The sequence below is a fragment of the Gemmatimonadota bacterium genome (assembly GCA_016704275.1).
In the GTDB taxonomy this organism is placed as follows: domain Bacteria; phylum Gemmatimonadota; class Gemmatimonadetes; order Gemmatimonadales; family GWC2-71-9; genus Palsa-1233.
This window is the reverse complement of record JADJAK010000005.1, coordinates 344,421-366,461: the sequence shown is the minus strand read 5'-3', so window position 1 is coordinate 366,461 and position 22,041 is coordinate 344,421. Positions and strand designations below refer to the sequence as shown.

The following is a 22,041-nucleotide window of genomic DNA, read 5'->3' as shown; positions in this document are numbered from 1 at the left end:
CGGAGCGCACCCGTGACGTCGCCCCTTCGATCGGTCCTGCAGGCCCTCGCCGAGCGTCCCGAAGTGGCCGGCGTGGTGGTGGTCAGCGACGAGGGCCTGGTGGTCGATTCGGTCCTTCCCGATGGGGTGGACCGGGAGGCCATTGCGGCGCTCGGTGCCACGGCGCTCCGGTCGTTGGTCGGCCTGGGGCACGCGGCCGGCGTCGGGATGCCCACGGAAGTCGTGGTGGATGCCGCAGGCGGGGCGCTGGTCCTGCTGCGGCTCTCGGGAAGCACCGCCTCGCTGGTGGTCCTCGCGGCCGACCAGGGAGACCTCGGGACCCTGTTGTACGAACTGCGGCGCCACGGCCCCGCGCTCGCTTCCCTGGCCTGAGGTCGACTATGCAATGGGCCGTCCTCCTCGCCGGCGGGTCCGGGACCCGGTTCTGGCCGCTCTCCTCCCCGGCCCGCCCGAAGCAGTTGCTGCCGCTGGCTGGCGTGCGCTCAACGGCCGAGGAAGCGATTGACCGGCTGACCGGGTTCATCCCGCCCGAACGGATCCTGGTGGTCACCGGTCGGTCGCTGGCGGCGGCGCTCCAGGCCAAGCTCCCGGTCCCGGTTGAGAACTACCTGATCGAGCCGCGGGCGGCGTCCACGGCCCCGGCGCTGGTCTGGGCGACGATCGAAGCCGCGCGGCGCGACCCCGACGCCGAAGTCATCTCGATGCACGCCGACTGGACCATCCGCGACCCCGCCGCCTTTGTGGCCAGTGCCGCCACGGCGCTCGAGACGGCGACGCGGCACGCCCGCCTGGTGACGGTCGGCGTGGTCCCCTCCCGGCCCGAGACCGGCTTCGGCTACATCGTGCCGGGGGCCCGGCTCGACAGTGCGGCGCGCGCAGTCGACCGCTTCCAGGAGAAGCCCGATGCCGCCACCGCCCTCGATCTGATGGCCAATGGCGCCCTCTGGAACAGTGGGCTCTTCGCCTGGCGTGCCGCCGACCTGCGCCGCGAGGTGATGCTGCACACCAACGAGATCGCCCCGTGGCTGCCCGCCCTCGACGCCGGCGATGTCGCCGGCTTCTTTGCCGGCGTGCGCGATGTCTCGATCGACGTCGGCGTCTTCGAGCGCTCCGCGGCGGTCGCGGTCGTGTCGGGCGACTTCGCGTGGGACGACATCGGCACCTGGGAGGCGATGGCCCGGGTCCGCCCGCGCGATCGCCAGGGGAACGTCGTGCATGGCCCCGTGACGCTCGTCGACTGCAGTGATTGCATCGTCTGGAATGATGGGCCGCCGATGGTCCTTTCGGGCGTGCGCGAGCTGGTGGTCGTGCACGCCAATCAGCGGACGCTGGTACTCGACCGCGCCCGCGCGCCGCAACTCAAGCAAACCCTCGACGCCCTCCCTGCCGAGGTGCGTGATCTGGAGTGACATGACGCTGTATCTGCTCGATCCGATCCAACCTGGCGCCGCGTGGGCGCCGTATGCCGGTGCACTTCCTCTTGGTGAACTCCGTGCGGGCGCCTGGCGACTGCACGAACGGTGGCGTCGCGCCCTCGGCGGACCGGTCGCCGGCCACATCGCGCCGCACGCCGCCGGCCCCCGCCCGACCGGGGCCATTCCGATCGTGGCCGCGACCGCCGTGACCGGCCCGGCGTGGGTCGTCGACAGCACCTTCTCTCCGAAGCTGCCGATGCGCGCGGTCGGTGGGGCGAAGCGTCTGCTGAGCGGCGGACGTGCCGTGGCGTGGCGCCTCGACGCTGGCGAGCAGTGGAGCGGACCGCACAACGACGGCGACGGGATCGTGATCGAGGGCCTGGTGCTGCGTGGCGCCTTCGATCTCATCACCGCGCTCGAGCAGCAGCTCTTCAACGATCTCCTCGGCAGCCTCGACGGGAAGAGCGATCCGATCCCCGACGGCGTGATCGTCTTCGGGAATCCGGGCGCCATCGCGCTGCGTGGTGCCGTGCTCGAACCCGGCGTGATCCTCGACGCGCGCAAGGGAGCGATCATCCTTGAGCGTGGCGTCGAAGTCCGCGCCGGGACCCGCATCGAGGGTCCCGCGCTGGTCGACCACGACACCTTCCTGCTCGGCGGTCAGCTGCGGCAGGTCAGCGTCGGCCCCCATTGCCGCATCCATGGCGAGATCAGCGCCACCGTCTTCCAGGGCTACGCGAACAAGAGCCACGACGGCTTCCTGGGCCACAGCGTGGTCGGCGAATGGGTCAACCTCGGTGCCGGCACGATCACGTCGAACCTGAAGAACACCTACGGACCGATTCGGCTCGACATCGGCGCGGAGCGGGTCGAAACCGGGCGCACGAATCTCGGTACGCTGTTTGGGACCATGCCAAGACGGCGATCGGGACGTTGATGCCGACGGGGGCGGTGGTGGGCACCGGTGCCAACCTCTTCGGACCGCCGCGGGCGCCGAAGTGGGTGCCGCCCTTTGCGTGGGGCGGCGACAGCGCCGAGAAGCTCGCGCTGGACGCGTTCATCGCGACGGCGGGGCGGATCCTGCCCCGCCGCCAGGTCGCCGTCGATGCCGCGATGGAGGCGTCACTCCGTGGGCTGCATGCGCGTCTCGCCCGCGACTGATCGGTCGGCGCCGTCCGGATCGTGACCGACCGGCCGCCGGTCGCCGAGCTGGTGGTCCTTGGCTCGGGCTCCAAGGGCAACGCCTTCGCCCTCGTGCACGACGGCGCCATCCTCCTGCTCGAGGCGGGCTACTCGCTGCGGGAGCTGGACCGGCGACTCGCCGACGCTGGCCTGGATGCGTCGGCGCTCGTCGGCGTGGCGATCACGCACGAGCATGGCGACCACGCCGCCAGTGCCACCAAGCTGGCGCGTCGCCACGACATCCCGTTGCTCGCCTCCTTCGGCACCTTCCACGCGCTCGCGCGGGGCGGTGACCCGTGCCACTACCTCCCGATCGGTTCGCGCGGCGTCGCGACGGTCGGGCCGTTCACGGTGGCGGCGTGTCCCACCTCGCACGATGCCGCGGAACCGGTCGCGCTGGCGGTCACGCTGCCGGACGGCACCTCGCTTGGCATGGCCACCGACCTCGGACGGCCGACGCAGGCGGTGCGGCTTTTCCTTCGTGAGCGGCACTGCCTGGTGCTGGAGTCGAATCACGACGAAGCGCTGCTGCGCGCCAGCGGCTACCCGGCCGTGGTGCAGGACCGGATCGCGGGGCCCAGTGGGCACCTCGGCAACCACGACGCGGCGCAGCTGCTGATCGAACTGCACCACGACGAACTCCACACCGTGGTGCTCGCGCACCTGAGCCAGCGCTGCAACAATCCCGAGACGGCGCGCGGAAGCGTCGAACCCCGCCTGCGAGAGGCGGGGTTCGTCGGGGAGTTGTGGCTGGCCGAGCAGGAGGGCCCGATGGCGCCGGTCGGCGTGCACGGCCCGGTGCAGCGCACCCTCTTCCGCTAGCGCCTCACCCTTCGGCCAGCAGCTGGGCGCGCAGTGCGGCCAGCGCCTCGGGTGACTCCGTCGCCGCCGGGAACTTCAGGGGCAAGGCTTCGAGGGTGCGAATCAGCACCTCGGAGATCAGCAGGCGCGCATTCTTCTTCCCGTCGGCCGGGATCGCATACCACGGTGCCTCGTCGGTCGTCGTCTCGGCGATCGTTTCGGCGTAGGCGTGCTGATACTCGTCCCAGTGTCCGCGCTCGCGCACGTCGCCCGCGGAGAACTTCCACTGCTTCTCGGGGTCGTCGATGCGCTCGAGGAAGCGCGTGCGCTGCTCCTCTTTCGAGAGGTGCAGGAAGAACTTCACGATCCGCGTGCCGTTGCGGACCAGGTGCTGTTCGAAGTGGCGGATCGAGCGGTAGCGCTGCGTCCAGATGTCGTCGGCGGAGCGGATCGTCTCCGGGAGCGGTTGGCGGGCCAGGATGTCGCTGTGCACGCGGACCACGAGGGTCTCCTCGTAGTACGAGCGATTGAAGAGGCCGATCCGACCGCGCTCCGGGAGGCGGCGCGCGGCACGCCAGAGAAAATCGTGATCGAGCTCCTCGACTGATGGCGCCTTGAACGAAAAGACCTGACAACCCTGCGGGTTCACGCCGCTCATCACGTGCTTGATGGCACCATCCTTCCCGGCGGCGTCCATCGCCTGGAAGATGACCAACAGGGCATGGCGATCATCGGCGTAGAGGAGATTCTGCAGGTGGCGCAGTCGCTTGGTGCGCGCCTCCAGGAGCTCCTCGTACTCGTCCTTGTCCGCATAGAGGTCGGCCACCTTCGTGGGCAGCGCGGCGAGGTCCAGCGGCTGGTCGGGACGGACGCGGAAGGCGTCGACGTCGAAGGTGGACTCACGCTTCGGCATGCAGCACCATGCTCAACCCGTCGACGGGCGCGAGGGCCTGTTCGATCACGACGCGCACGGCCGCCTGCTCCGCAGCCGGGACCGCGACGATCCGCTTGTGGCCGATCGTCGTTCCGCGGGCGAGCGCGGTCCACGCCCCGTTGGCTGCCTGCCCTTCAATCCGCCAGGCGGCGACATGCTGCCCCGCGGCGATCTGTTCCTGCAGCGTCACGAAGGCGACCCGCCGCGGCGACGCGAGTTCGACCCGAAGCTCGCCGGTGGCGCCGCTCATCGCGCTGAGCCGCGTGCGGCGACTGGTGGCGATCGGCGCGCCGAATCGCGAGTCGAGTGCGCGACGCATTCCTGCGAGGCGCGCCACGTCGACGTCGTGCAACAGCCCGTCGCGAGTCGGCGGGACGTTGAGCAGCAGCTTCGAGTTGCGACCGACCGACGTGACGTAGATGTCGACGAGGTTGTCGACGCTGCGCACCTTGGCGTCGTCGGCGGCGTGATAGAACCATCCCGGGCGGATCGAGGTGTCGGTCTCGCCCGGACGCCAGACGCTGCCGTTCGGGTCGCCCTGCTGGAGCATGCGGGTCACGCCCTCACCACTGACACCAGGCGCGGAGACGACACGCGGGTCCACCATCGACCAGTTGGTCTCCCCCGCAGTGCCCGCTTCGTTGCCGATCCAGCGGATGTCGGGGCCGGCGTCGGAGAAGATCACCGCCTGCGGCTGGAGGCGCTTCACCTCGCCCCAATAGCGCGGCCAGTCATAGATCTGCTTCTTGCCGTTCGGTCCCTCGCCATTGGCGCCGTCGAACCAGACTTCATCGACCCGACCGTAGCGCGTCAGCAGTTCGCGCAGCTGGGTGAGGTAGAAGTCGTGATAGCCGTCGGAGCCGTACACGGCGGCATTGCGGTCCCACGGGGAGAGGTAGAGACCCAGGCGCAGTCCGTCGGCGCGGCAGGCGTCGGCCACTTCGCGCACGACATCGCCCGAGCCGCCCCGAAACGGCGACGACTTCACGGAGTGCGCGGTGGTGGCTGTCGGCCAGAGGCAGAAGCCGTCGTGATGCTTGGCGGTGAGGATCACCATCTTGAAGCCGGCCGCCTTCGCGGTCCGCGTCCACTGCCGGGCGTCGAACGCGGTGGGGTTGAAGATCGATGGCGATTCCTTGCCATCGCCCCACTCGCGATCGGTGAAGGTGTTCACGCCGAAGTGCGCAAAGAGCGCGAGCTCGTCTCGATGCCACTGCAACTGATCGACGCTCGGCACCGGACGGACGGCGCCAGCCGGCCAGCGGAGGTGGCGCGCCACCAGCGCGGAGGCGCCCACGGCAAGGAAGTCGCGACGAGGGAGGAGGAACGAAGAGGACATCGGCGATCCGCAGGAGAAGGAGATCGTTGAAGGTAGCGCCAGCCGCGAGGTGGCGGGAAGGCGGGGACCGCACCACCTTTGGGGACTGCCCCACCACTTCCCGCGGAGTCGTTCATGATGGCTTGTCCCTCGCCCCGCCTGGCGGCGGCGCTGCTCCTCGTCCCGGCCCTCCTCCCGGCCCAGTCCGCGGGCCGCGCGTTCACCCCCGCGGACTGGTACTGCGTGACTCAGCTGAGTGCCCCGGCTCGCTCGCCGGATGGCAAGTCGGTGGCCTTCACGGTCACCACCGTCAACGAGGCGGGCAACAAGCGCCATAGCGAAGTGTGGCTGCAGTCGGTCAGCGGTGGCGCCGCTCGGCGGCTCACCTCGCCCGGGTACGAGAGCAGCGCGCCGCGCTGGTCGGAGGACGGCAAGACGCTGAACTTCACCTCGACACGGCCGGGTGGCCGCGGCACCAACTGGGCGCTGCGCGTCGACGAGGTGGGTGAGGCCTTTCAACCGAGCGCGACGCCAGCCGCCGCGGCGCCCGCCGGCAGCCAGCCGACGGACAAGCGATTCCGCATCACGTCGGGCGACAGCGCGAGTGGTGGCGCAGGTGGCGGGCGAGGCGGCGGTGGCCGGGGCGGCGGCGGTGGTGGTTTCCCTGGCGGCGTTCCGGGAGCCGCGCCCGCCACTGGTCCGTATGCGGCCATGGCACCGTTGGCGCGCCCGTCGGCGTCCGCCATCACCGCCCCGGTCGATCCGGCGCGTTTCGACGGCATGCACTTCACCGACAGTCGCTACAAGGCGAACGGCAACGGCTTCGTGGCCAGCACGGGCCGCGCCGGCGCGGGTGGTCCTGGTGGGGCACCGGCAGACACCGGCGCCGCGGCACGAGCCCGGCCGGCAGCGCAACTCTTCCTGCAGCGCCCAGGCGGCGAACGGATCCGCCTGACCAACGCGGCGTATTCGCACCGCACCCCCGTCGTCTCGCCGAACGGCGAGTGGATCGTCTTCTCGGCGGACGCCAAGCTGCGGGCGGACTCGGTCGTGACGCGCGAGCGCGACTCGCTGGCGAAGCTCCCGTTCTCGCGGAAGCGTGACGAGGCCGACCGCGATGCGACCGACCTCTTCATGCTCCCGGTGGCCGCCTGCGAGGCCCACACTGCGGCGTGCGTCCCGACGCGGATCGAGTACTTCGGCGATGAAGCCGGCGCCACCTGGTCGCCCGACTCGAAGCAGCTCGCGTTCAGCGGGCGGCGCGGCCGCTATCAGAGCCAGCGGCTGTATGTATTGGCAGCTGGCACCACCAAGCCGGTCGATGTGCTCGGCAGCTGGAAGTACGAACCCGGCAACTTCACCTGGTGGGGCGACGGCACGATCCGGATGGAGACGGAGGTCGGCGGCAGCAGCGGCCTCTATGCGGTGAATCCGGCCACGAAGGAGATCCGCACCATCCTCGGCGGACGGCGCCGGATCTCGGGCATCCAGTATGACTCGGCGCGGACCACGTTGACGTACATCAGCACCGACCACACGCACCCGACGGAGCTCTACACCGCGGACATCGAGGGCCGGAACGAGCGCAAGCTCACGACCTTCAACGACGCCCTCAACAAGGAGGTCGCCTGGTCCGAGGTGGAGTTCTTCACCTACCGCTCGGTGGACAACCTCGAGATCGAAGCCTGGTTGATGAAGCCGTACGGCTACCAGCCCGGCAAGAAGTACCCCGTGGTGCTGTACATCCACGGCGGCCCGCACTCGGCCTATGGCGACGGCTGGTTTGACGAGTTCCAGAATCTTGCCGGTGCCGGGATGTTCGTCCTCTTCACCAACCCGCGCGGCTCGACCGGCACCAACACCGCCTTCACCCACGCCTCGCGCGGCGACTGGGGCGGCAAGGATTATCAGGACATCATGAAGGCGGTCGACATCGTCTCGGTGCGCCCCGATGTTGACTCGATGCGGATGGGTGTCAGCGGCGGTTCCTACGGCGGCTTCATGACGGCCTGGATCACGACCAAGACCACGCGCTTCAAGGCCGCCGAGGCCGATCGGATGATCAGCGACTGGAACGCGTGGTGGGGCACCACTGACGTGCAGTCGCTGACCAACGACGAGTTCTTCGGCAAGCCGTGGGAGAATCAGGTGATGTACGACACGCTGTCACCGATTCGCTTCGTCAAGCGGGTGAAGACGCCGACGCTGATCGTGCAGTCCGAAGAGGATCACCGGACGCCGATGGCGACGGCCGACATGTGGTACATGGCGCTCAAGACGCTCAATGTCCCGGCCGAGTTCGTTCGCTACCCGCGCTCGAACCACGACCTGTCGCGGACCGGTGAACCGTGGCTGCTGGTCGATCGGCTCGGGCGGCTTCGGCAGTGGTTCGGCCACTGGCTGGCGGAGGGCGGCCCGCCGGTGGCGGCGGCCCCCAAGGCGGCCGCTCCCTGACGTGCGACGGGGCGCCACGCTCGCGCGTGGCGCCCCGTTTTCCCTGCGACCCTACTCCGGGCTCAGCCGCCAGCGTCGGGGTCGCCGGGAATCTTGACCCCGGCGGCGCGCGGCGTGGCCGGACCGACCTTCTTGAGCGTGACCGATTTGGTCAGGTCACCGCCCGAGAGGGTGATCGCCGTCGTCGACTGCTTCAGCTTGTAGATCTCCCACTCTCCACCCAGCGCGATCCAGATCTTGCCGTCCTTCACCCGCCAGCGGACCGTCTCCTTCCCCCAGCTCGCGCTGGAATCGGCGCGGATGATCACCTCGCGCGGACCGTTCTTGACGTCCGTCCCGGCGTCGACGCGCCAGGTCCCCGTGATGTCCGGGGCGGGCTTCTGGGCTGCCACCGAAGCGGGGGCCAAAGCGAGAACGGCAAGCGTGGCGACACGGATCAGCACGGGCAGACTCCTGAAGGTCGGGTGGTTCGACGACACTGAATGATACTCTGGGACCGGGGGTGGTACTCGGGTGCCCCGGCCGCGCTAGCTTTCAGACGGTTTTCCATTCTCCCCTCACACACCGACACCACCATGCCGCTCTCCCTGCTGCCCCGGCGCTGGTTCCTGGCCCTCGTCCTCTTGCTGCCCGTCGGTCCGGTTGTGGCACAGACCCCCGCCGCCACCCGGAAGTCGATCACCCCCGCCGACTACGCCCGGTTCGAGACCTTCGGCGGCGATGCGATCGCCCCCGATGGGAAGTGGTATGCGTACCGGCTGACGAAGCCCGACGCCGACGGCGAGCTGCACTACCGCCGCATCGATCAGGACGACACCGACCGGGTGGTGGCGCTGGGGATCTCGCCCGCGTTCAGCCGGGACAGCCGGTACCTCGCCTGGACGGTCGAGGCGTCCATCAAGGAGCGCGAAAAGCTGACGCGCGAGAAGAAGCCGATCCGTAACGGGCTTGCCGTCGTCACGCTCGCCACCGGGGCACAGCGGAACTATGAAGCCGTCCGCCTGTTCACCTTGGCCCCGAACGCGCGGTACGTCGCGATGCTCGGCTATGCGCCCACAGAGATCAAGGGCAAGGGCGCCACGCTCCGCGTCGTCGAGCTCGCCACCGGAACGGAAATGTCGTTCCAGGACGTCGGTGAGTATCGCTGGAGCGACGAGGGCAGCCTGCTCGCGATGACCATCACGACCGGGACGACGACGGCGAACGGCGTACAACTGTATGACCCAGCCTCGGGCCGCGTCCGTGCGCTGGAGCATTCCTCGTCGGGCTATCGGGTGCTCACCTTCCGCAAGGGATCCTCGGACCTGGTCTTCTTCCGATCCGTGGCGCCGGCGGGAACCGAGACGCCCGGTGAGTCGGTGATCGCCTGGCGCTCGCTGGCGACGACGCCGACGCGCGTGGTCCTCGACAGCACCAACGCGGCGCTCGGGAAGACGATCGATGTCGTGGACCAGACCGTCCCGCGATGGTCCCTCGACGGGCAGCGCGTGGTGATCAGCACGCGACCGCGGCCAGCCAAGGCCGACTCCGCGGCGAAGCCCGGCGCCACCACCGACTCCGCCTCCACGGTGCAGATCTGGCACACCGCCGACGTGCAGCTCTTCCCCGCCCAGCAGAGCCGGTTGGCGGCCGACGCGAAGCGCGGCCTGCCCGCCGTCTGGCACCTGCCGACCGGCACGCTGACACGCGTCGGCGTCGACCCGGTCGACACGCCCACCCTGCTGGAAGGGTGGCGCCACGCGGTCGAGAAGCCGGCTGCGAAGTACGCGTGGGGCACGATGTTCGGCCGACGCTACCACGACGTGATCGTGACCGACCTCGCCACCGGCCAGCGGACGACGGCGCTGGAGAAGGTGCGCTACAGCTATGAGAGCGGCGACGGGCGCTTCCTGCTCTGGTTCGACGGCAAGGACTTCTGGAGCCACGAACTCGCCACCGGACGGCGCACCAACCTCACCGCCGGGCTGGCCACGTCGTTCGCGAACACGGAGTCGGACTCGCCGACCGACCTCCCCCCGTCCTACGGCGTGGGTGGGTGGCTCACCGGCGATCGGGCGGTCCTCCTCTACGACCGATACGATGTCTGGCGCATCGCGCCGGACGGCAGCAACCGGGTGCGGTTGACCGACGGACAGGCGGACCGGATCATCCATCGCGTGCAGCGGATCGAGTTCGATGCCCCGACCATCGATGCGACCAAGCCGCTCTACGTCACGCTGCTCGGCGAACGCGACAAGCGGATGGGGTGGACGCGCCTGAGCCCGGGCGGCGCCGCGCAGCGATTGATCTACGTGGACAAGAGCCTCCGGCAATTCCGGAAGGCCGACAGCAGCGCAACGTTCCTCTATCGCGCCGAGGATCGCGCCGATTCGCCGGACGTTTTCGTCACCGGCAGCGACTTCACCTCGCCGCGCCAGATCACCCGTACCAACGCCTTCCTCGGCGAGTATGCCTGGACCCGGGAGGAACTGCTGTCGTTCACGAGCGAAGGGGGGCGGCCGCTGCAGGGGATCCTGCTCTACCCCGCCAACTATGACGCATCGAAGAAGTATCCGATGATCGTCTACACCTACGAGCGGCTCTCCGACGAACTGCACAGCTGGGTTTCGCCGAGCGAGCGCTCGTACTACAACCAGACGGCGTGGACGCTCGAGGGCTACTTCGTCCTGATGCCGGACATTGTCTTTACCGCGCGCGAGCCTGGCGTCAGCACGATCCAGTCAGTGCGCGCCGCCGTGAAGGCGGTGACCGATCGGGGGCTGGTCGATCCGAAGCGCGTTGGGCAGGTCGGCCACTCCTGGGGCGGGTACGAAGCGGCGTATCTCGGGACACATGGTGGCGACTTCCTGGCGACCACGATTGCGGGGGCGAGCATCACCGACCTCGTCTCGTTCATGGGGCAGATCCACTGGGCCAGCGGGACGGCGGAGTCGGACCACTTCGAGACCGGTCAGGCGCGCATGGAGGTGCCGTATTGGGAGGACCGTGCGGCCCACCAGCGAAACTCGGCGCTGGAGCGCGTCGACCAGATGACCATTCCCATGCTGATGGCACATGGCAACAAGGACGGGACGGTGGAGTTCTTCCAGGCGACGGAGTTCTTCAACTTTGCCCGCCGGGCCGGGAAGCAGGTCGTGTTGCTGGTCTACGACGGCGAGGACCACGGCTTCTCGAAGAAGGCCAACCAGATCGACTACCAACGCCGCATCCTGGAGTGGTTCGGCCACTGGTTGAAGGGCGATCCCGCCCCGGCTTGGATCACGGCGGGCATCAAGGCGGCCGATGCCGCCGCCGAGATCAAGCGGGTCGCGGAAAAGCGTGGCACTCCCTAAGGGCGGCGGGTCGGCGCGGGCCTTGACACGCGGGGGGGAAACCGTCTCCCCCATTGCCTAATGGTTCCTCCCCACTACAATACGCGCCATCTATGGACATCTTCGTCTCACGCCAGCCGCTCTTCGACCGGCAACGCCACGTCGTAGCCTACGACCTTCACTATCGCACCGGTCGCCTGCAAGCGGTCGGCGGGAATCCCGACGAGATCGCCCGGAAGATGGTCAACAACACGATGCTCGGCTTCGGGCTCGACACCCTGATCGGCGGGCTACCGGGAATTTTCCCGGGCTCCCGGCAGTTCCTGGTCGAGGACCAGTACCAGGTCCTTCCGGCCAAGCAGACCATCATCATGCTCCCCCGCAGCGTCCCGGGCGACCCGGACGTCGTGGAGGCGTGCCTGCGGGCCATCGCCGCCGGCTACCAGCTGGCCCTGGCGGCGTTCGACCCCGCCAATGGCCACGAGCGGCTGCTTCCCCACATGCGCTATGTGAAGGCCTCGTGGCTGGCCACGCCGGTCGAGCAACGCCAGGCGCTGCTGGCGCACGCCCCGCGGCACAATCTCCAGGTCGTCATGGAGCATGTCGGGGACTACGCCGCGTTCGGTGCCGCCACGATCGAGGGGGCCCACCTCTTTCAGGGCTCCTTCTTCTGCGAACCGGAGCTGCTGACCGAGAAGGACATCGCCGTCTCCGGCATCCGCATGGCGCAGTTGGTGGCCGAGGTGAACCGCCCCGAGCTCGACGTCGATGAGCTGGAGAAGCTGATCAAGAGTGAGGTCGCGCTGTCGTTGAAGTTGCTGCGCTACCTGAACAGCGCGGGGCTGGGATGGCGTCATGAAGTCACGACGATCGGTCAGGCCCTCCGCGTGCTTGGCCAGCGGCCGACGCGCAAGTGGGCCTCGCTCGTCGCGATGACGATGGCGGGCGACCACAAGCCGAAGGAGCTGATGCAGACCTCGTTGCTCCGCGCGCAGCTCTGCGAGGAGATCGGGGCGATGGTGCTGGGCGATTCCCGTCGCCCGGAGCTCTTCCTGGTCGGGTTGTTGTCGACACTCGATGCCCTGCTCGACCGTCCGATGCCGATCCTCCTCGAGCAGATGAAGCTCGGCAAGGAGCTCACCGCGACGCTGCTCGGCGATCCGACGCCGCTGCAGGCCTGCCTCGAGCTGACCATCGCCTATGACCAGGGCGACTGGAACAAGGTCGACACGCTGTGCGCGCAGCTTGGCCTGGACCCGACGATTCTTCCGGTGGCGTACCACCGCACCGTCTCGTGGGTCGGCGAGGTCATGCAGGCCGCCTAGTCGGTGCCGGACGAGGCTGTCATACACGAATCACCTCCGCGCCGACGTGGCCCGGAGGTGATTTTCGTTTCAACCTCGCCGGCTCAGCGGCTGAGGCTCTTCTCGCGGATCGCCTTGAACTCGGTGCCCGCCTTCCACGCTGGCCACTCGGTGCCATCGGCCACGCGGCGTCCCACGGCGTACAGCAGCCCGAGGTCGGCGATGGCCCCGCTCAGGTCCCACGCCGGATCGACTTCGTCGGCCGGCTTGTGATAGGCCCGCGCGGTGTAGTCATCGCGCTTCTCCTTCGAGTAGCCCTCGGGCTTGCCGATGTACTTCGTCCCGGGATCGAGGTAGAGCGCCGGCACGCCGCGCTTGGCGAACTCGAAATGGTCGGAGCGGTAGAAGAATCCTTTCGACGGCTCCGGATCGGGGGCGAGGGTGCGGCCCGCCGTGGTGGCCGCGTCGGCGAGGAGATCCTCGAGCGTGGTGCTCCCGCTGCCGACCACCACGAGATCGGTGGTCGGCCCCCAGGTGTTGAGCACGTCGATGTTGATGTTGGCGAGGGTCTTCTCGAGCGGATAGAGCGGGTTGTTGGCGTACCACTTGGAGCCGAGCAATCCCTGCTCCTCGCCAGTGACGGCGACGAAGAGGATCGACCGCTTCGCTCCGCCCCCAGCCTTGAAGGCACGCGCCAGCTCGAGTAGCGCGGCGGTGCAGGAGGCATTGTCGCGCGCGCCATTGTAGATGGAATCGCCGTCGACCACTTCACCGATACCGAAGTGATCCCAGTGCCCGGTGTACACGACGTATTCATCACGCAGCGTCGCGTCGGTCCCGGGCAACTTGGCGACGACGTTCGCCGAGCGGACGTCGCGGATCTCCTGGGTAATGCTGAAGGCTGCCGTGGCCGGGATGGGAACCGGCGCGAAGTCGCGCGTGACGGCGAGCGCCTTCAGGTGGGCAAAGTCTTGCCCGGCAGCGGCGAAGAGCGCCCGCGCGCTGGCTGAGGTGATCCACCCCTCGACGGCGACCCGCCCCGCGTTGCCGTCGGCACTCCGCGTGTCCATCCGTTCGCCGCTCCAGCCGCCGCGGACCACTTCCCAGGGATAGCCGGCGGGACCGTCCTCGTGCACCAGGAGCACCGCGGCGGCCCCCTTTTCGGTGGCGATCTCGTACTTGTAGGTCCATCGCCCGTAGTAGGTCATCGCGTCGCCGCGGAACAGCTTCGCGTCGAGTGCGCTGGAGTCGGCGGCATCGGGCACGGCGGGGTCATTCACCAGCATGACGACCGTCTTGCCGCGCACGTCCACGCCCTTGTAGTCGTCCCACCCGAATTCCGGCGCCACCACCCCGTAGCCGACGAAGACCACGTCGCTCGCCGCCACGTTGACGGCCGGTACGACGCGGCGCGAGACGGCGACGTAGTCATCGCGCCAGCGCATCGGGAAGGGCCGGCCGGACACGGTGATGGTCGCTTCCGGTGTGCCGCGGATCCCCACCATGTCGACCGACTGCACCCAGCTGCCGTCGGGATTGCCGGGCTCGAGGCCGGCGGCCTTGAACTGGGCGGTCAGGAAGGCGACGGTGCGCTCCTCCCCGAGGGTACCCGGCGCGCGGCCGAGCAGCGAGTCGTCTGCGAGGACGCGGATGTCGGCGAGCAGTCGCTCGGCCGAGAGATCCAGGGCGGGCTCGCCCTTGGGGGCGCAGGCCCCGAGCAGGGCGACCAGTGGCAGCAGACGACGCATGGGGACTCCAGTAGGCGGGGGAGGATGGCGCCGCAATTAATCACGGCGGTCGGTCCTGCGCCAAACACGCCCTGGTTGGCGTGCGCGCGGCCGGTCCTTGCGACGTCTACCAGCCGTTCACCCACGCCTCGATCGTGCCCCGCGTCCCTCGCCGCAGGACTGCCATGCTCTGGACCATCCTCGTCGCCGTCGGTAGCACCGCCCTCGTGGTGGTCGTGGCCATGAACTTCCTGACTTCCGAGAAGCAGCTCGAGCGGACCGTCGAGCACCGACATGGTGTGCGCGATCCGCAGTTCGAGCGGGAAATGTCCGCGGTGCTGGGTCCGACGATCGTGCCGGGCAATCAGGTCCAGCACCTGCGAAACGGCGACGAGATCTTTCCGGCGATGCTGGGCGCGATCGCAGTCGCTCGCGAAACGATCACCTTCGAGACCTTCATCTACTGGAGCGGGGAGATCGGCACGCGCTTCGCCGACGCCCTGGTGGAGCGGGCGCAGGCCGGCGTCGCGGTGCACGTGACCATCGACTGGGTCGGCAGCCAGCGGATGGACGCCGCCCTCCTGGCGCGCATGGAGAGCGCCGGTGTCCGCCTCCATCGCTACCGTCCACTCCACTGGTACAACCTGGGCCGGATGAACAACCGCACCCACCGGAAGTTGCTGGTGATCGATGGCCGGGTCGGCTTCACTGGCGGCGTCGGCATCGCGGACTGCTGGTCCGGCAACGCGGAGAGTCCCGAGCATTGGCGCGACAGTCACTACCGGGTCGAAGGGCCGGTGGTCGCACAGCTGCAGGCGGCGTACACCGACAACTGGATCAAGATGACGGGGGAGGTGCTGACCGGTGCGGCCTACTTCCCTGCCCTCGCTTCGGCCGGAGAGGTGCCTGCCCAGATGTTCCTGGCGTCACCCGCCGGCGGCGGCGAGAGCATGCACTTGATGTACCTGATGACGATCGCCGCCGCGGAACGGTCGATTGACCTCGCCGCCGCCTATTTCGTCCCCGACACCCTGCTGCTGCGGGCCTTCTTGGAAGCCCGTCGCCGGGGCGTGGCGATCCGGTTGCTTGTGCCGGGCCCGCACATCGATTCGGCGGCCGTGCGGACGTCGAGCAAGCGCGAATGGGGACCGCTGCTCGAGGCCGGCGTGCAGATCTGCGAGTACCAGCCGACGATGCTCCACACGAAGCTCTTCATCGTCGACCGCCACCTGGTGTCGGTCGGGTCCACCAACGCGGACCTGCGATCGTTCCAGCTCAACGACGAGGCGTCGCTGAACCTCTACCACGAGCCCTTCGCCGAGGCGATGACGGCGGTGTTCGAGGACGACCTGCAGCGCGCCGCCCCCTACACGCTGGCGATGTGGCAACATCGGCCATGGCGGGAGCGGCTGATGGAACTGGTGCTGCTGCCGTTCAAGTCGCAGCTCTGAGCGCGCGCCCGCGGGGGTGCGTGTGCCAACGGCCACCCCGAGGGGTGGCCGTTCGCACATCATTCGGAGAGATCGTAGGGGCGAGGCAGGCCTCGCCCTTACACTGCCTGCGTGGGTCGGAGGCGTAGGGGCGAGGCATGCCTCGCCCGTACGATATCCGCGTGGGTCGGAGGCTAGTACATCCCGCCCATGCCGCCGCCGCCACCACCGGCCGGCGCGGAGCCCTTCTCTTCCTTCCGCTCGACGATCACGCACTCGGTGGTCAGGAGCAGCGCGGCGATCGAGGCGGCGTTCTGCAACGCCGTCCGGGTCACCTTGGTCGGGTCGATGACGCCGGCCTTGACCAGGTCCTCGTACTCGTCCGTCGCGGCGTTGTAGCCAAACGCCTTCTCCTTCGACTCCTTGACGCGCGCCACGACGATCGACCCTTCGACGCCGGCATTCGCGGCGATCGCACGGATCGGCTCTTCGATGGCCCGGCGAATGATGTTCACGCCGATCTTCTCGTCGCCCTTGGCCTTGACGCCATCGAGCACCGACTGGGCGCGCAGCAGGGCGACACCGCCGCCCGGCACGATCCCTTCCTCGACGGCCGCGCGGGTCGCGTGGAGCGCGTCCTCGACACGGGCCTTCTTCTCCTTCATCTCGGTCTCGGTCGCGGCGCCGACATGGATCACGGCGACACCACCGGCCAGCTTCGCGAGGCGCTCCTGGAGCTTCTCCCGATCGTAGTCCGAGGTGCTCTTGTCGATCGCGGCACGGATCTCGGCGATGCGGCCCTGGATCGCGCCGTCTTCGCCCTTGCCGTCGATGATCGTGGTGTTGTCCTTGTCGATCACCACGCGCTTCGCCTGACCCAGCTCGTTCAGCGTCGCGTTCTCGAGCTTGAAGCCGACTTCCTCCGAGATCACCTGCCCGTTGGTCAGGATGGCGATGTCACGGAGCATCTCCTTGCGGCGATCGCCGAAGCCCGGCGCCTTGACGGCCGAGACCTTGAGCGTGCCACGGAGCTTGTTCACGACGATCGTGGCGAGGGCCTCGCCCTCGATGTCCTCGGCGATGATGAGGAGCGGCTTGCCCGTCTGCGCGACCTTCTCGAGCACCGGAAGGAGCTCCTTCATCGCGGAGATCTTCTTGTCGTGGATCAGGATGTACGGGGCGTCGAGCGACGCTTCCATCGCTTCCGGATCGGTCACGAAGTACGGCGAGAGGTAGCCGCGGTCGAACTGCATGCCGTCGACCGTCTCCAGCGTGGTCTCGAGGCCCTTCGCCTCCTCGACCGTGATGACGCCTTCCTTGCCGACCTTCTCCATCGCCTCGGCGATCAGCTTGCCGATCTCGGGATCGTTGTTCGCCGAGATGGTGCCGACCTGCGCGATGTCCTTCTTGCCGCTGGTCGGCACCGACATCGACTTCAACTCGGCGACGAGGGCCTCAACGGCCTTGTCGATGCCGCGCTTCAGTTCCATCGGGTTCGCACCGGCGGTGACGTTCTTCAGCCCTTCGCGGAAGATCGCCTGCGCCAGGACGGTCGCGGTGGTGGTGCCGTCGCCGGCGAGGTCGGAGGTCTTGGTCGCGACTTCCTTCACCATCTGCGCGCCCATGTTCTCGATCGGATCGGCCAGCTCGATCTCCTTCGCCACCGAGACGCCGTCCTTGGTGACGGTCGGCGAGCCGAACTTCTTGTCGATCACGACGTTCCGGCCCTTGGGGCCGAGGGTCACCTTCACCGCCTCGGCGAGGGCGTCGACGCCCTTCTTGAGCTTGGCGCGGGCGTCCACGTCGAACATCAATTCCTTTGCAGCCATTGCAGAATTCTCCCTTCGGTGTGAACGGTCAGCCGAGCTTCGCGAGGACGTCCGAGGCCTTGAGGATCATCACCTCGGCCCCGTCGATGGTGAACGGGGTGCCGCTGTACTTCCCGTACAGCACCGTGTCGCCGACCTTGAGGTCGACCGGCACGCGCTCGCCCTTCTCATAACGCCCCGGCCCGACGGCGATGATCTCGCCCTGGGTCGGCTTTTCCTTGGCCGTGTCGGGGATGTACAGCCCGCCACGCATCGTCTCCGCCTCTTCGGTCGGCTTGATCACCACTCGATCTTCGAGCGGGGTAATCGCAAGCTTGCTCTTCGCCATGTCCTGCACCTCCAACGTGAACGGATCTCGGTAAGTAACAGCAAGGCAACAACTTGGCACTCATGCATGCAGACTGCCAACAACCCGCGAAAGCTAGCGGCGAACCCGCCGCTGTCAACCGTGCGGAGAGGGTTGGCAATCGGCGTGCCTGAGTGCTAAGCCAGAATGGCAGACAGCGAGAGGTCGTAAGTCGTAAGTCGTAGGTCGTAGGTCCACCGAAGGCCGGCATCCCGATGCGGGGGCCGGCCTTCACGACTTACGACCTACGACTCACGACCTACGACTCCCGACCCCAACTACTCGACGATCCGCCGCACCCCCATCCACCGCTTCAGCCACCACCGTCCGTCGGGATCGTCCTCGGCCAGGCGCGAGAGCCGGACCCCCTTGGAGGCGGAATGGATGAAGCGCCCTTCCCCGACGTAGAGGCCGACGTGGGTGACCTGGTCGCCCTTCTCGGCGAAGGTCAGGATGTCGCCGGGGAGGAGAGCGTCGAGGTCGGTCCGGATGGCGATCCCCGCCTTGGCCTGCGAGGCCGGAGGTGCGCGGGATCCGCACGCCCTGGCTCTCGTAGGCGAAGTAGATCAGCCCGCTGCAGTCGAAGCCGCCGCTGCCGTCGCCGCTGCCACCCCAGACGTAGGGCTGACCCATCTCCTCGAGCGCGGTGGTGACCACGGCGCCAAGGAGGCGCGCCTTGAACTCGGGAATGCCGGCGGAGCGGAGCGCGTCCGCGGTGGCGCGCGGCACCCAGAGGCCGGCGGTCTCCGGACGGCGAGGGGCCACGGTCCGGCGGCGGTACCCGATGGTCACGCCGACCTCGAAGCCGTCCCGGCCGGGAATCGTGAGGTTCCGCCAGCGCCCTTCGGCGGCGACGCGGGCCTCGCCGATGTTGAGCAGGGTGAGACGGGCGCCGATGGAGCCGGAGGTCCAGACGCGCTTCTGGTCTGCCATCCCGAGGCCCACCGCGGCCCCGAGAAAGACGGAGGGCAGCGATCGGGAGGCGGCGAAGATGGTGACGTCGCCACCGACGCCGAGGAGTTCTCCGTCGCCCGGGCGCGCGCCGGGGAGCACCTGCCCCGAGAAATCGAGCCCGAGCGGGCCGATCAGGTCGTGCTGGACGGTCAGCCGCCAGGTGGCCTCGTCGGGGGAGCCGGCCAGCATCCGCCCCGCCGTGAGGAAGACTCCGTCCTGGGCGGCGAGTGGTGCCGCCGCGAGCGTGAGGCTCACGAGCAGGTGGCGAATCATGGCACTCCCGGCTGCTCGGCGGTCCCAAGCATGGCGTCGACTTCGGCCTCGAGCGGCACGCCCTCGGGCGTGACGGCGAGCGCCTCCTGGAGGACCGGAGAGCCCTTCAACAACCGAATCCAGAGCCAGAGCCCGACCGCCGCGGAGGTGAGCCCGGCGAGGGTCACCAGGGCCATGGCGACGGTCGTGGAAACGACCGGGGCGACCATCGCCATGATGGTCGCCCCAAGAAACGCGGCAAGAGTGAGCACCAGCGGCGTCAGCAGCCAGCCCGCCAAGCGGACCACCACGCGGACGACGCGGCGCATCATGGCCGTTCCGTCAGCGCTTCGAGGCGCCGAAGCCGCTGATCCAGGTGGCGAGCGTCAGCGCGGGCAGGACCGCGATGGCGAAGGTCGGCACGTTGAACGACGCCCCCGGGAAGTGGAGCGCCGCCGCGGCGGCCCCGCACAGCGCCGTCAACACCGCCACCAACCCGATGGCGCCGCCGATGGAGGAGGTCCCGTTCTTGTTCGCCTGATTCGCGAGGATCCACGCACCCATCCAGGAGAGGTAGCAGCCAACCATCCACCACGTCGGGTGGTACCACCAATTCGACCCGCCACCGATTTCATGCCACCGATTGGTGTAGGTCCCCAGCGGCTGCAGGACGGCCACATCGATCAGCATGAACGCCAGCGCCGCACCAAGTCCGATGCCCGCGGCCCCGGCAATCCCCTCGATCGTGCGGGGGCGCGTGCGTGTCGCCGGATAGATCATGGTGACGACGGTACCGATCGCGACCACCACACCGGTGAGGGCGTGATCGGCCGTGCCGGTGAGCGCCCTGTTGATGAGCGACACGGCGAAGACGCACACCGACTGCACCACGCCGAGGACGATCGAGGCGCGGACGATGTTCGAAACGTCGGTGGAGTCGCTGCTATGATCGAGCGAAACGGCGGTGGCCATCAATCAATCTCCGGGAGGGTGTCCAGACCGCGTCGAAAATAGCGGCGCTGGCAGGGCCGAGCCAAGGGGGACGACGTCACACCGCCCACGCCACCAGGACGGCGATGTCGGTCAGTGCCCACGCCGCGAGGGCGTGGTACATGCCGCGCTGGTGCTCCGTGGTGCTCCAACCCCGCCCCCTGAGATACCACGGACCGAGCACGACGATCCATGCGGCCCCCGCCAGCCCCAGGAGCCCCCAGCGGAGCCATCCCTCGCGTCCGCCCCACCCGGAGGCCCAGGCAGCCCCTGCGAGCATCCCGAAGGTGATCCCCACCCCGAGGAGCGCGACCACGAGTGACCGGCCGACGCCGAGCCGAAGGGCCAGCGTCCGATCGCCCCGTTCCCGGTCGACATCCATCTGGTAGAGCTGGGTAAGCGGATAGAACGCGGCGAAGAGCGCCCCGAAGGCGACGAAGATGATCGAGGCCGCCGGGGTCAGCGGACGGCCGGACAACGCCCATCCGGCATAGGGGGAGATGGTGCCGAAGCCGATCAGGTTGATGAGCCAGTCCACCCCACCCACTGCCTTCAAACGGATCGGCGGCACCGAGTAGAGGACGGACATGATCAGGCAGGCCAGGTAGGCCCACCGGAATCCCGTCGGGGCAGCCCAGGTGGCGAGGGCGCCGGCCAGCATGAGCGCCATCGCGACCACGGCGAGCCCGGCAGGGACCGGCGGCGGCTGCCGCAGATAGGCGACGTCGTCGTCGTCGCGATCGAAGGCGGAATTGAGGGCCAGGGTGCCGCCGTTGAGCGCGACGACCCAGGCCAGCAGGCCGATGGTCGCGAGGCGATCCGGCGCCGTGAAGCCGGTGGCGAGAAACCAGCCGAGGGCAGTGTGCGCCGCCATGATCGGCCACTCGGCCGGTCGCAGGTGCAGCACATACGGCAGCAGCGGTCCGAGCACCCGCCCGGCAACGCGCCGCGCCGGGGTGGCCGTCAGCGAGTCGCCGCCCGACATCGCGCGAGGCGCGGCCGCACTCACGCAAGCAGTCCGAGGGCATCGGCCGCGACCAGAATGCCGTGCAGCGTCAGGTCGGGTTCCACACGACCGATCGAGGTCGTGAGTGGCGCCACCAGCGCGGCCAGGCCGCCGGTCGCGATCACCTGCGGCGTCGCCGTCGTCGGCCACTCGGCCCGGATCCGCCGGATCATCCCGTCGACCGCATCCGCCGTTCCGAAGAGGACACCGCCGCGGATGTGTTCGTCGGTCCGCCGGCCAATCGCGCGAGTTGGCGGAACGAGCTCGGTGGCGGTCAACTTCGCCGCCTTCCGCACCAACTGCTCCGCCGAGGTGCGCAGCCCCGGCATGATCGACCCGCCGATGAAACGGCGATCGGCGGTGACACAGTCGAAGGTGGTGGCGGTGCCGAAATCGACGACGATGCTGTCACCGGGATGGCGGTCCAATGCGGCCAGGACGTTGGCGATGCGGTCCGGGCCGACGGCGAGCGGTTCATCGACGTCGAGGATCACGGGAAGATTGGCCCTCGCCTCGACCAGGCCGATGCGCGGCGTGTAGGTGGCGGCGATGGCGGTGACGAGCGGCGAGGTCACCGCCGGCGCCACCGAGGCGAGGCAGGCCGCGCTGACGTCGGCCGGACTGTGTCCGGTGCGTCGAAGACAGGCATCGAGTGCCATCGCCCACTCATCGGGTGTCCGGTCGGCGACAGTGGTCAGTCGCCACTGCCCGAGCAGGGTTCGACCACCGAAGAGGCCGACGGTGACTTCCGTGTTGCCGATATCGAGGGCAAGCAGCATGAATGGAAT

20 protein-coding genes and 1 pseudogene are annotated in these 22,041 nt (G+C 68.7%); 9 read left to right on the top strand and 12 right to left on the bottom strand.

Annotated features, from left to right (window positions below; genetic code table 11):
• Positions 1-12 precede the first annotated feature (12 nt).
• From IPG05_12395 to IPG05_12375, 5 genes are read left to right on the top strand one after another with little or no spacing between them, the layout of a single operon-like run.
• Positions 13-372 (top strand): roadblock/LC7 domain-containing protein, encoded by a 360-nt coding sequence (locus IPG05_12395; GenBank protein MBK6495876.1) that lies wholly within the window; start codon positions 13-15, stop codon positions 370-372.
• Positions 373-380: 8 nt separating this feature from the next.
• Positions 381-1,409, top strand: coding sequence for a mannose-1-phosphate guanylyltransferase (locus IPG05_12390; GenBank protein MBK6495875.1), 1,029 nt, complete (start codon positions 381-383; stop codon positions 1,407-1,409).
• A 1-nt stretch (position 1,410) separates the two neighbouring features.
• Entirely contained in the window at positions 1,411-2,352 is a 942-nt protein-coding gene (locus tag IPG05_12385) for a hypothetical protein (GenBank protein ID MBK6495874.1), read from the top strand.
• Positions 2,352-2,576 (top strand): hypothetical protein, encoded by a 225-nt coding sequence (locus tag IPG05_12380; protein ID MBK6495873.1) that lies wholly within the window; start codon positions 2,352-2,354, stop codon positions 2,574-2,576. The genes IPG05_12385 and IPG05_12380 overlap by 1 nt, the downstream gene beginning before the upstream one ends.
• A 21-nt stretch (positions 2,577-2,597) precedes the next feature.
• Positions 2,598-3,419: an MBL fold metallo-hydrolase gene (locus IPG05_12375; protein ID MBK6495872.1), complete on the top strand. Its 822-nt coding sequence runs from the start codon at positions 2,598-2,600 to the stop codon at positions 3,417-3,419.
• Positions 3,420-3,423: 4 nt separating this feature from the next.
• On the opposite strand, the gene IPG05_12370 is transcribed toward IPG05_12375, so the two are convergent.
• Positions 3,424-4,311: a polyphosphate kinase 2 family protein gene (locus IPG05_12370; GenBank protein ID MBK6495871.1), complete on the bottom strand. Its 888-nt coding sequence runs from the start codon at positions 4,309-4,311 to the stop codon at positions 3,424-3,426.
• On the bottom strand, positions 4,298-5,671 hold the full coding sequence (locus IPG05_12365) for an alpha-L-fucosidase (GenBank protein ID MBK6495870.1): 1,374 nt from the start codon (positions 5,669-5,671) through the stop codon (positions 4,298-4,300). Before IPG05_12365 ends, IPG05_12370 begins: the two co-directional genes overlap by 14 nt.
• A 114-nt stretch (positions 5,672-5,785) precedes the next feature.
• Here IPG05_12365 and IPG05_12360 point away from each other — a divergent pair, with 114 nt between their 5' ends.
• The gene (locus IPG05_12360; protein MBK6495869.1) at positions 5,786-8,104 is read left to right on the top strand and encodes a S9 family peptidase; all 2,319 of its coding nucleotides are present in this window, start codon (positions 5,786-5,788) and stop codon (positions 8,102-8,104) included.
• 62 nt (positions 8,105-8,166) lie between these two features.
• On the opposite strand, the gene IPG05_12355 is transcribed toward IPG05_12360, so the two are convergent.
• Complete coding sequence (locus tag IPG05_12355) at positions 8,167-8,547, bottom strand: hypothetical protein (GenBank protein MBK6495868.1); 381 nt, start codon at positions 8,545-8,547, stop codon at positions 8,167-8,169.
• A gap of 132 nt (positions 8,548-8,679) precedes the next feature.
• Between IPG05_12355 and IPG05_12350 the strand changes: the two genes are divergently transcribed.
• Both IPG05_12350 and IPG05_12345 read left to right on the top strand, forming a co-directional pair.
• A complete protein-coding gene (locus IPG05_12350; GenBank protein ID MBK6495867.1) occupies positions 8,680-11,436 on the top strand; it encodes a S9 family peptidase in 2,757 nt (918 codons plus the stop codon).
• Between the two features lie 92 nt (positions 11,437-11,528).
• Entirely contained in the window at positions 11,529-12,740 is a 1,212-nt protein-coding gene (locus IPG05_12345; GenBank protein MBK6495866.1) for an HDOD domain-containing protein, read from the top strand.
• Between the two features lie 83 nt (positions 12,741-12,823).
• Here IPG05_12345 and IPG05_12340 read toward each other — a convergent pair whose 3' ends face one another.
• Entirely contained in the window at positions 12,824-14,467 is a 1,644-nt protein-coding gene (locus tag IPG05_12340; protein ID MBK6495865.1) for a M28 family peptidase, read from the bottom strand.
• Between the two features lie 164 nt (positions 14,468-14,631).
• Between IPG05_12340 and IPG05_12335 the strand changes: the two genes are divergently transcribed.
• Positions 14,632-15,897, top strand: a complete 1,266-nt coding sequence (locus IPG05_12335) for a cardiolipin synthase B (protein ID MBK6495864.1) — start codon at positions 14,632-14,634, stop codon at positions 15,895-15,897.
• Between the two features lie 173 nt (positions 15,898-16,070).
• On the opposite strand, the gene groL is transcribed toward IPG05_12335, so the two are convergent.
• From groL to IPG05_12295, 8 genes and pseudogenes are all read right to left on the bottom strand, one after another.
• Positions 16,071-17,705, bottom strand: coding sequence for a chaperonin GroEL (gene groL, locus IPG05_12330; protein ID MBK6495863.1), 1,635 nt, complete (start codon positions 17,703-17,705; stop codon positions 16,071-16,073).
• A gap of 28 nt (positions 17,706-17,733) precedes the next feature.
• Positions 17,734-18,033, bottom strand: a complete 300-nt coding sequence (locus IPG05_12325) for a co-chaperone GroES (protein ID MBK6495862.1) — start codon at positions 18,031-18,033, stop codon at positions 17,734-17,736.
• A gap of 296 nt (positions 18,034-18,329) precedes the next feature.
• The gene (locus tag IPG05_12320; protein ID MBK6495861.1) at positions 18,330-18,548 is read right to left on the bottom strand and encodes a C40 family peptidase; all 219 of its coding nucleotides are present in this window, start codon (positions 18,546-18,548) and stop codon (positions 18,330-18,332) included.
• A 22-nt stretch (positions 18,549-18,570) separates the two neighbouring features.
• Positions 18,571-19,194 (bottom strand): annotated as a pseudogene (locus IPG05_12315) (C40 family peptidase).
• Positions 19,195-19,274: 80 nt separating this feature from the next.
• Positions 19,275-19,589, bottom strand: a complete 315-nt coding sequence (locus tag IPG05_12310) for a hypothetical protein (GenBank protein ID MBK6495860.1) — start codon at positions 19,587-19,589, stop codon at positions 19,275-19,277.
• Between the two features lie 10 nt (positions 19,590-19,599).
• Positions 19,600-20,229: a hypothetical protein gene (locus IPG05_12305; GenBank protein MBK6495859.1), complete on the bottom strand. Its 630-nt coding sequence runs from the start codon at positions 20,227-20,229 to the stop codon at positions 19,600-19,602.
• 76 nt (positions 20,230-20,305) lie between these two features.
• Positions 20,306-21,256 carry a UbiA prenyltransferase family protein gene (locus tag IPG05_12300; protein MBK6495858.1) on the bottom strand — a complete coding sequence of 317 codons (951 nt, stop codon included), beginning with the start codon at positions 21,254-21,256 and terminating at the stop codon, positions 20,306-20,308.
• The gene (locus IPG05_12295; GenBank protein ID MBK6495857.1) at positions 21,253-22,032 is read right to left on the bottom strand and encodes a type III pantothenate kinase; all 780 of its coding nucleotides are present in this window, start codon (positions 22,030-22,032) and stop codon (positions 21,253-21,255) included. The genes IPG05_12300 and IPG05_12295 overlap by 4 nt, the downstream gene beginning before the upstream one ends.
• Positions 22,033-22,041 lie beyond the last annotated feature (9 nt).

Coding starts and splice junctions, on each gene's coding strand:
- IPG05_12335 (MBK6495864.1), top strand. CDS start 14,632: ATGCTCTGGACCATCCTCGTCGCCGTCGGTAGCACCGCCCTCGTGGTG.
- IPG05_12385 (MBK6495874.1), top strand. CDS start 1,411: ATGACGCTGTATCTGCTCGATCCGATCCAACCTGGCGCCGCGTGGGCG.
- IPG05_12340 (MBK6495865.1), bottom strand. CDS start 14,467: ATGCGTCGTCTGCTGCCACTGGTCGCCCTGCTCGGGGCCTGCGCCCCC.
- IPG05_12390 (MBK6495875.1), top strand. CDS start 381: ATGCAATGGGCCGTCCTCCTCGCCGGCGGGTCCGGGACCCGGTTCTGG.
- IPG05_12350 (MBK6495867.1), top strand. CDS start 8,680: ATGCCGCTCTCCCTGCTGCCCCGGCGCTGGTTCCTGGCCCTCGTCCTC.
- IPG05_12380 (MBK6495873.1), top strand. CDS start 2,352: ATGCCGACGGGGGCGGTGGTGGGCACCGGTGCCAACCTCTTCGGACCG.
- IPG05_12325 (MBK6495862.1), bottom strand. CDS start 18,033: ATGGCGAAGAGCAAGCTTGCGATTACCCCGCTCGAAGATCGAGTGGTG.
- IPG05_12295 (MBK6495857.1), bottom strand. CDS start 22,032: ATGCTGCTTGCCCTCGATATCGGCAACACGGAAGTCACCGTCGGCCTC.
- groL (MBK6495863.1), bottom strand. CDS start 17,705: ATGGCTGCAAAGGAATTGATGTTCGACGTGGACGCCCGCGCCAAGCTC.
- IPG05_12305 (MBK6495859.1), bottom strand. CDS start 20,229: ATGGCCACCGCCGTTTCGCTCGATCATAGCAGCGACTCCACCGACGTT.
- IPG05_12365 (MBK6495870.1), bottom strand. CDS start 5,671: ATGTCCTCTTCGTTCCTCCTCCCTCGTCGCGACTTCCTTGCCGTGGGC.
- IPG05_12370 (MBK6495871.1), bottom strand. CDS start 4,311: ATGCCGAAGCGTGAGTCCACCTTCGACGTCGACGCCTTCCGCGTCCGT.
- IPG05_12310 (MBK6495860.1), bottom strand. CDS start 19,589: ATGATGCGCCGCGTCGTCCGCGTGGTGGTCCGCTTGGCGGGCTGGCTG.
- IPG05_12360 (MBK6495869.1), top strand. CDS start 5,786: ATGATGGCTTGTCCCTCGCCCCGCCTGGCGGCGGCGCTGCTCCTCGTC.
- IPG05_12345 (MBK6495866.1), top strand. CDS start 11,529: ATGGACATCTTCGTCTCACGCCAGCCGCTCTTCGACCGGCAACGCCAC.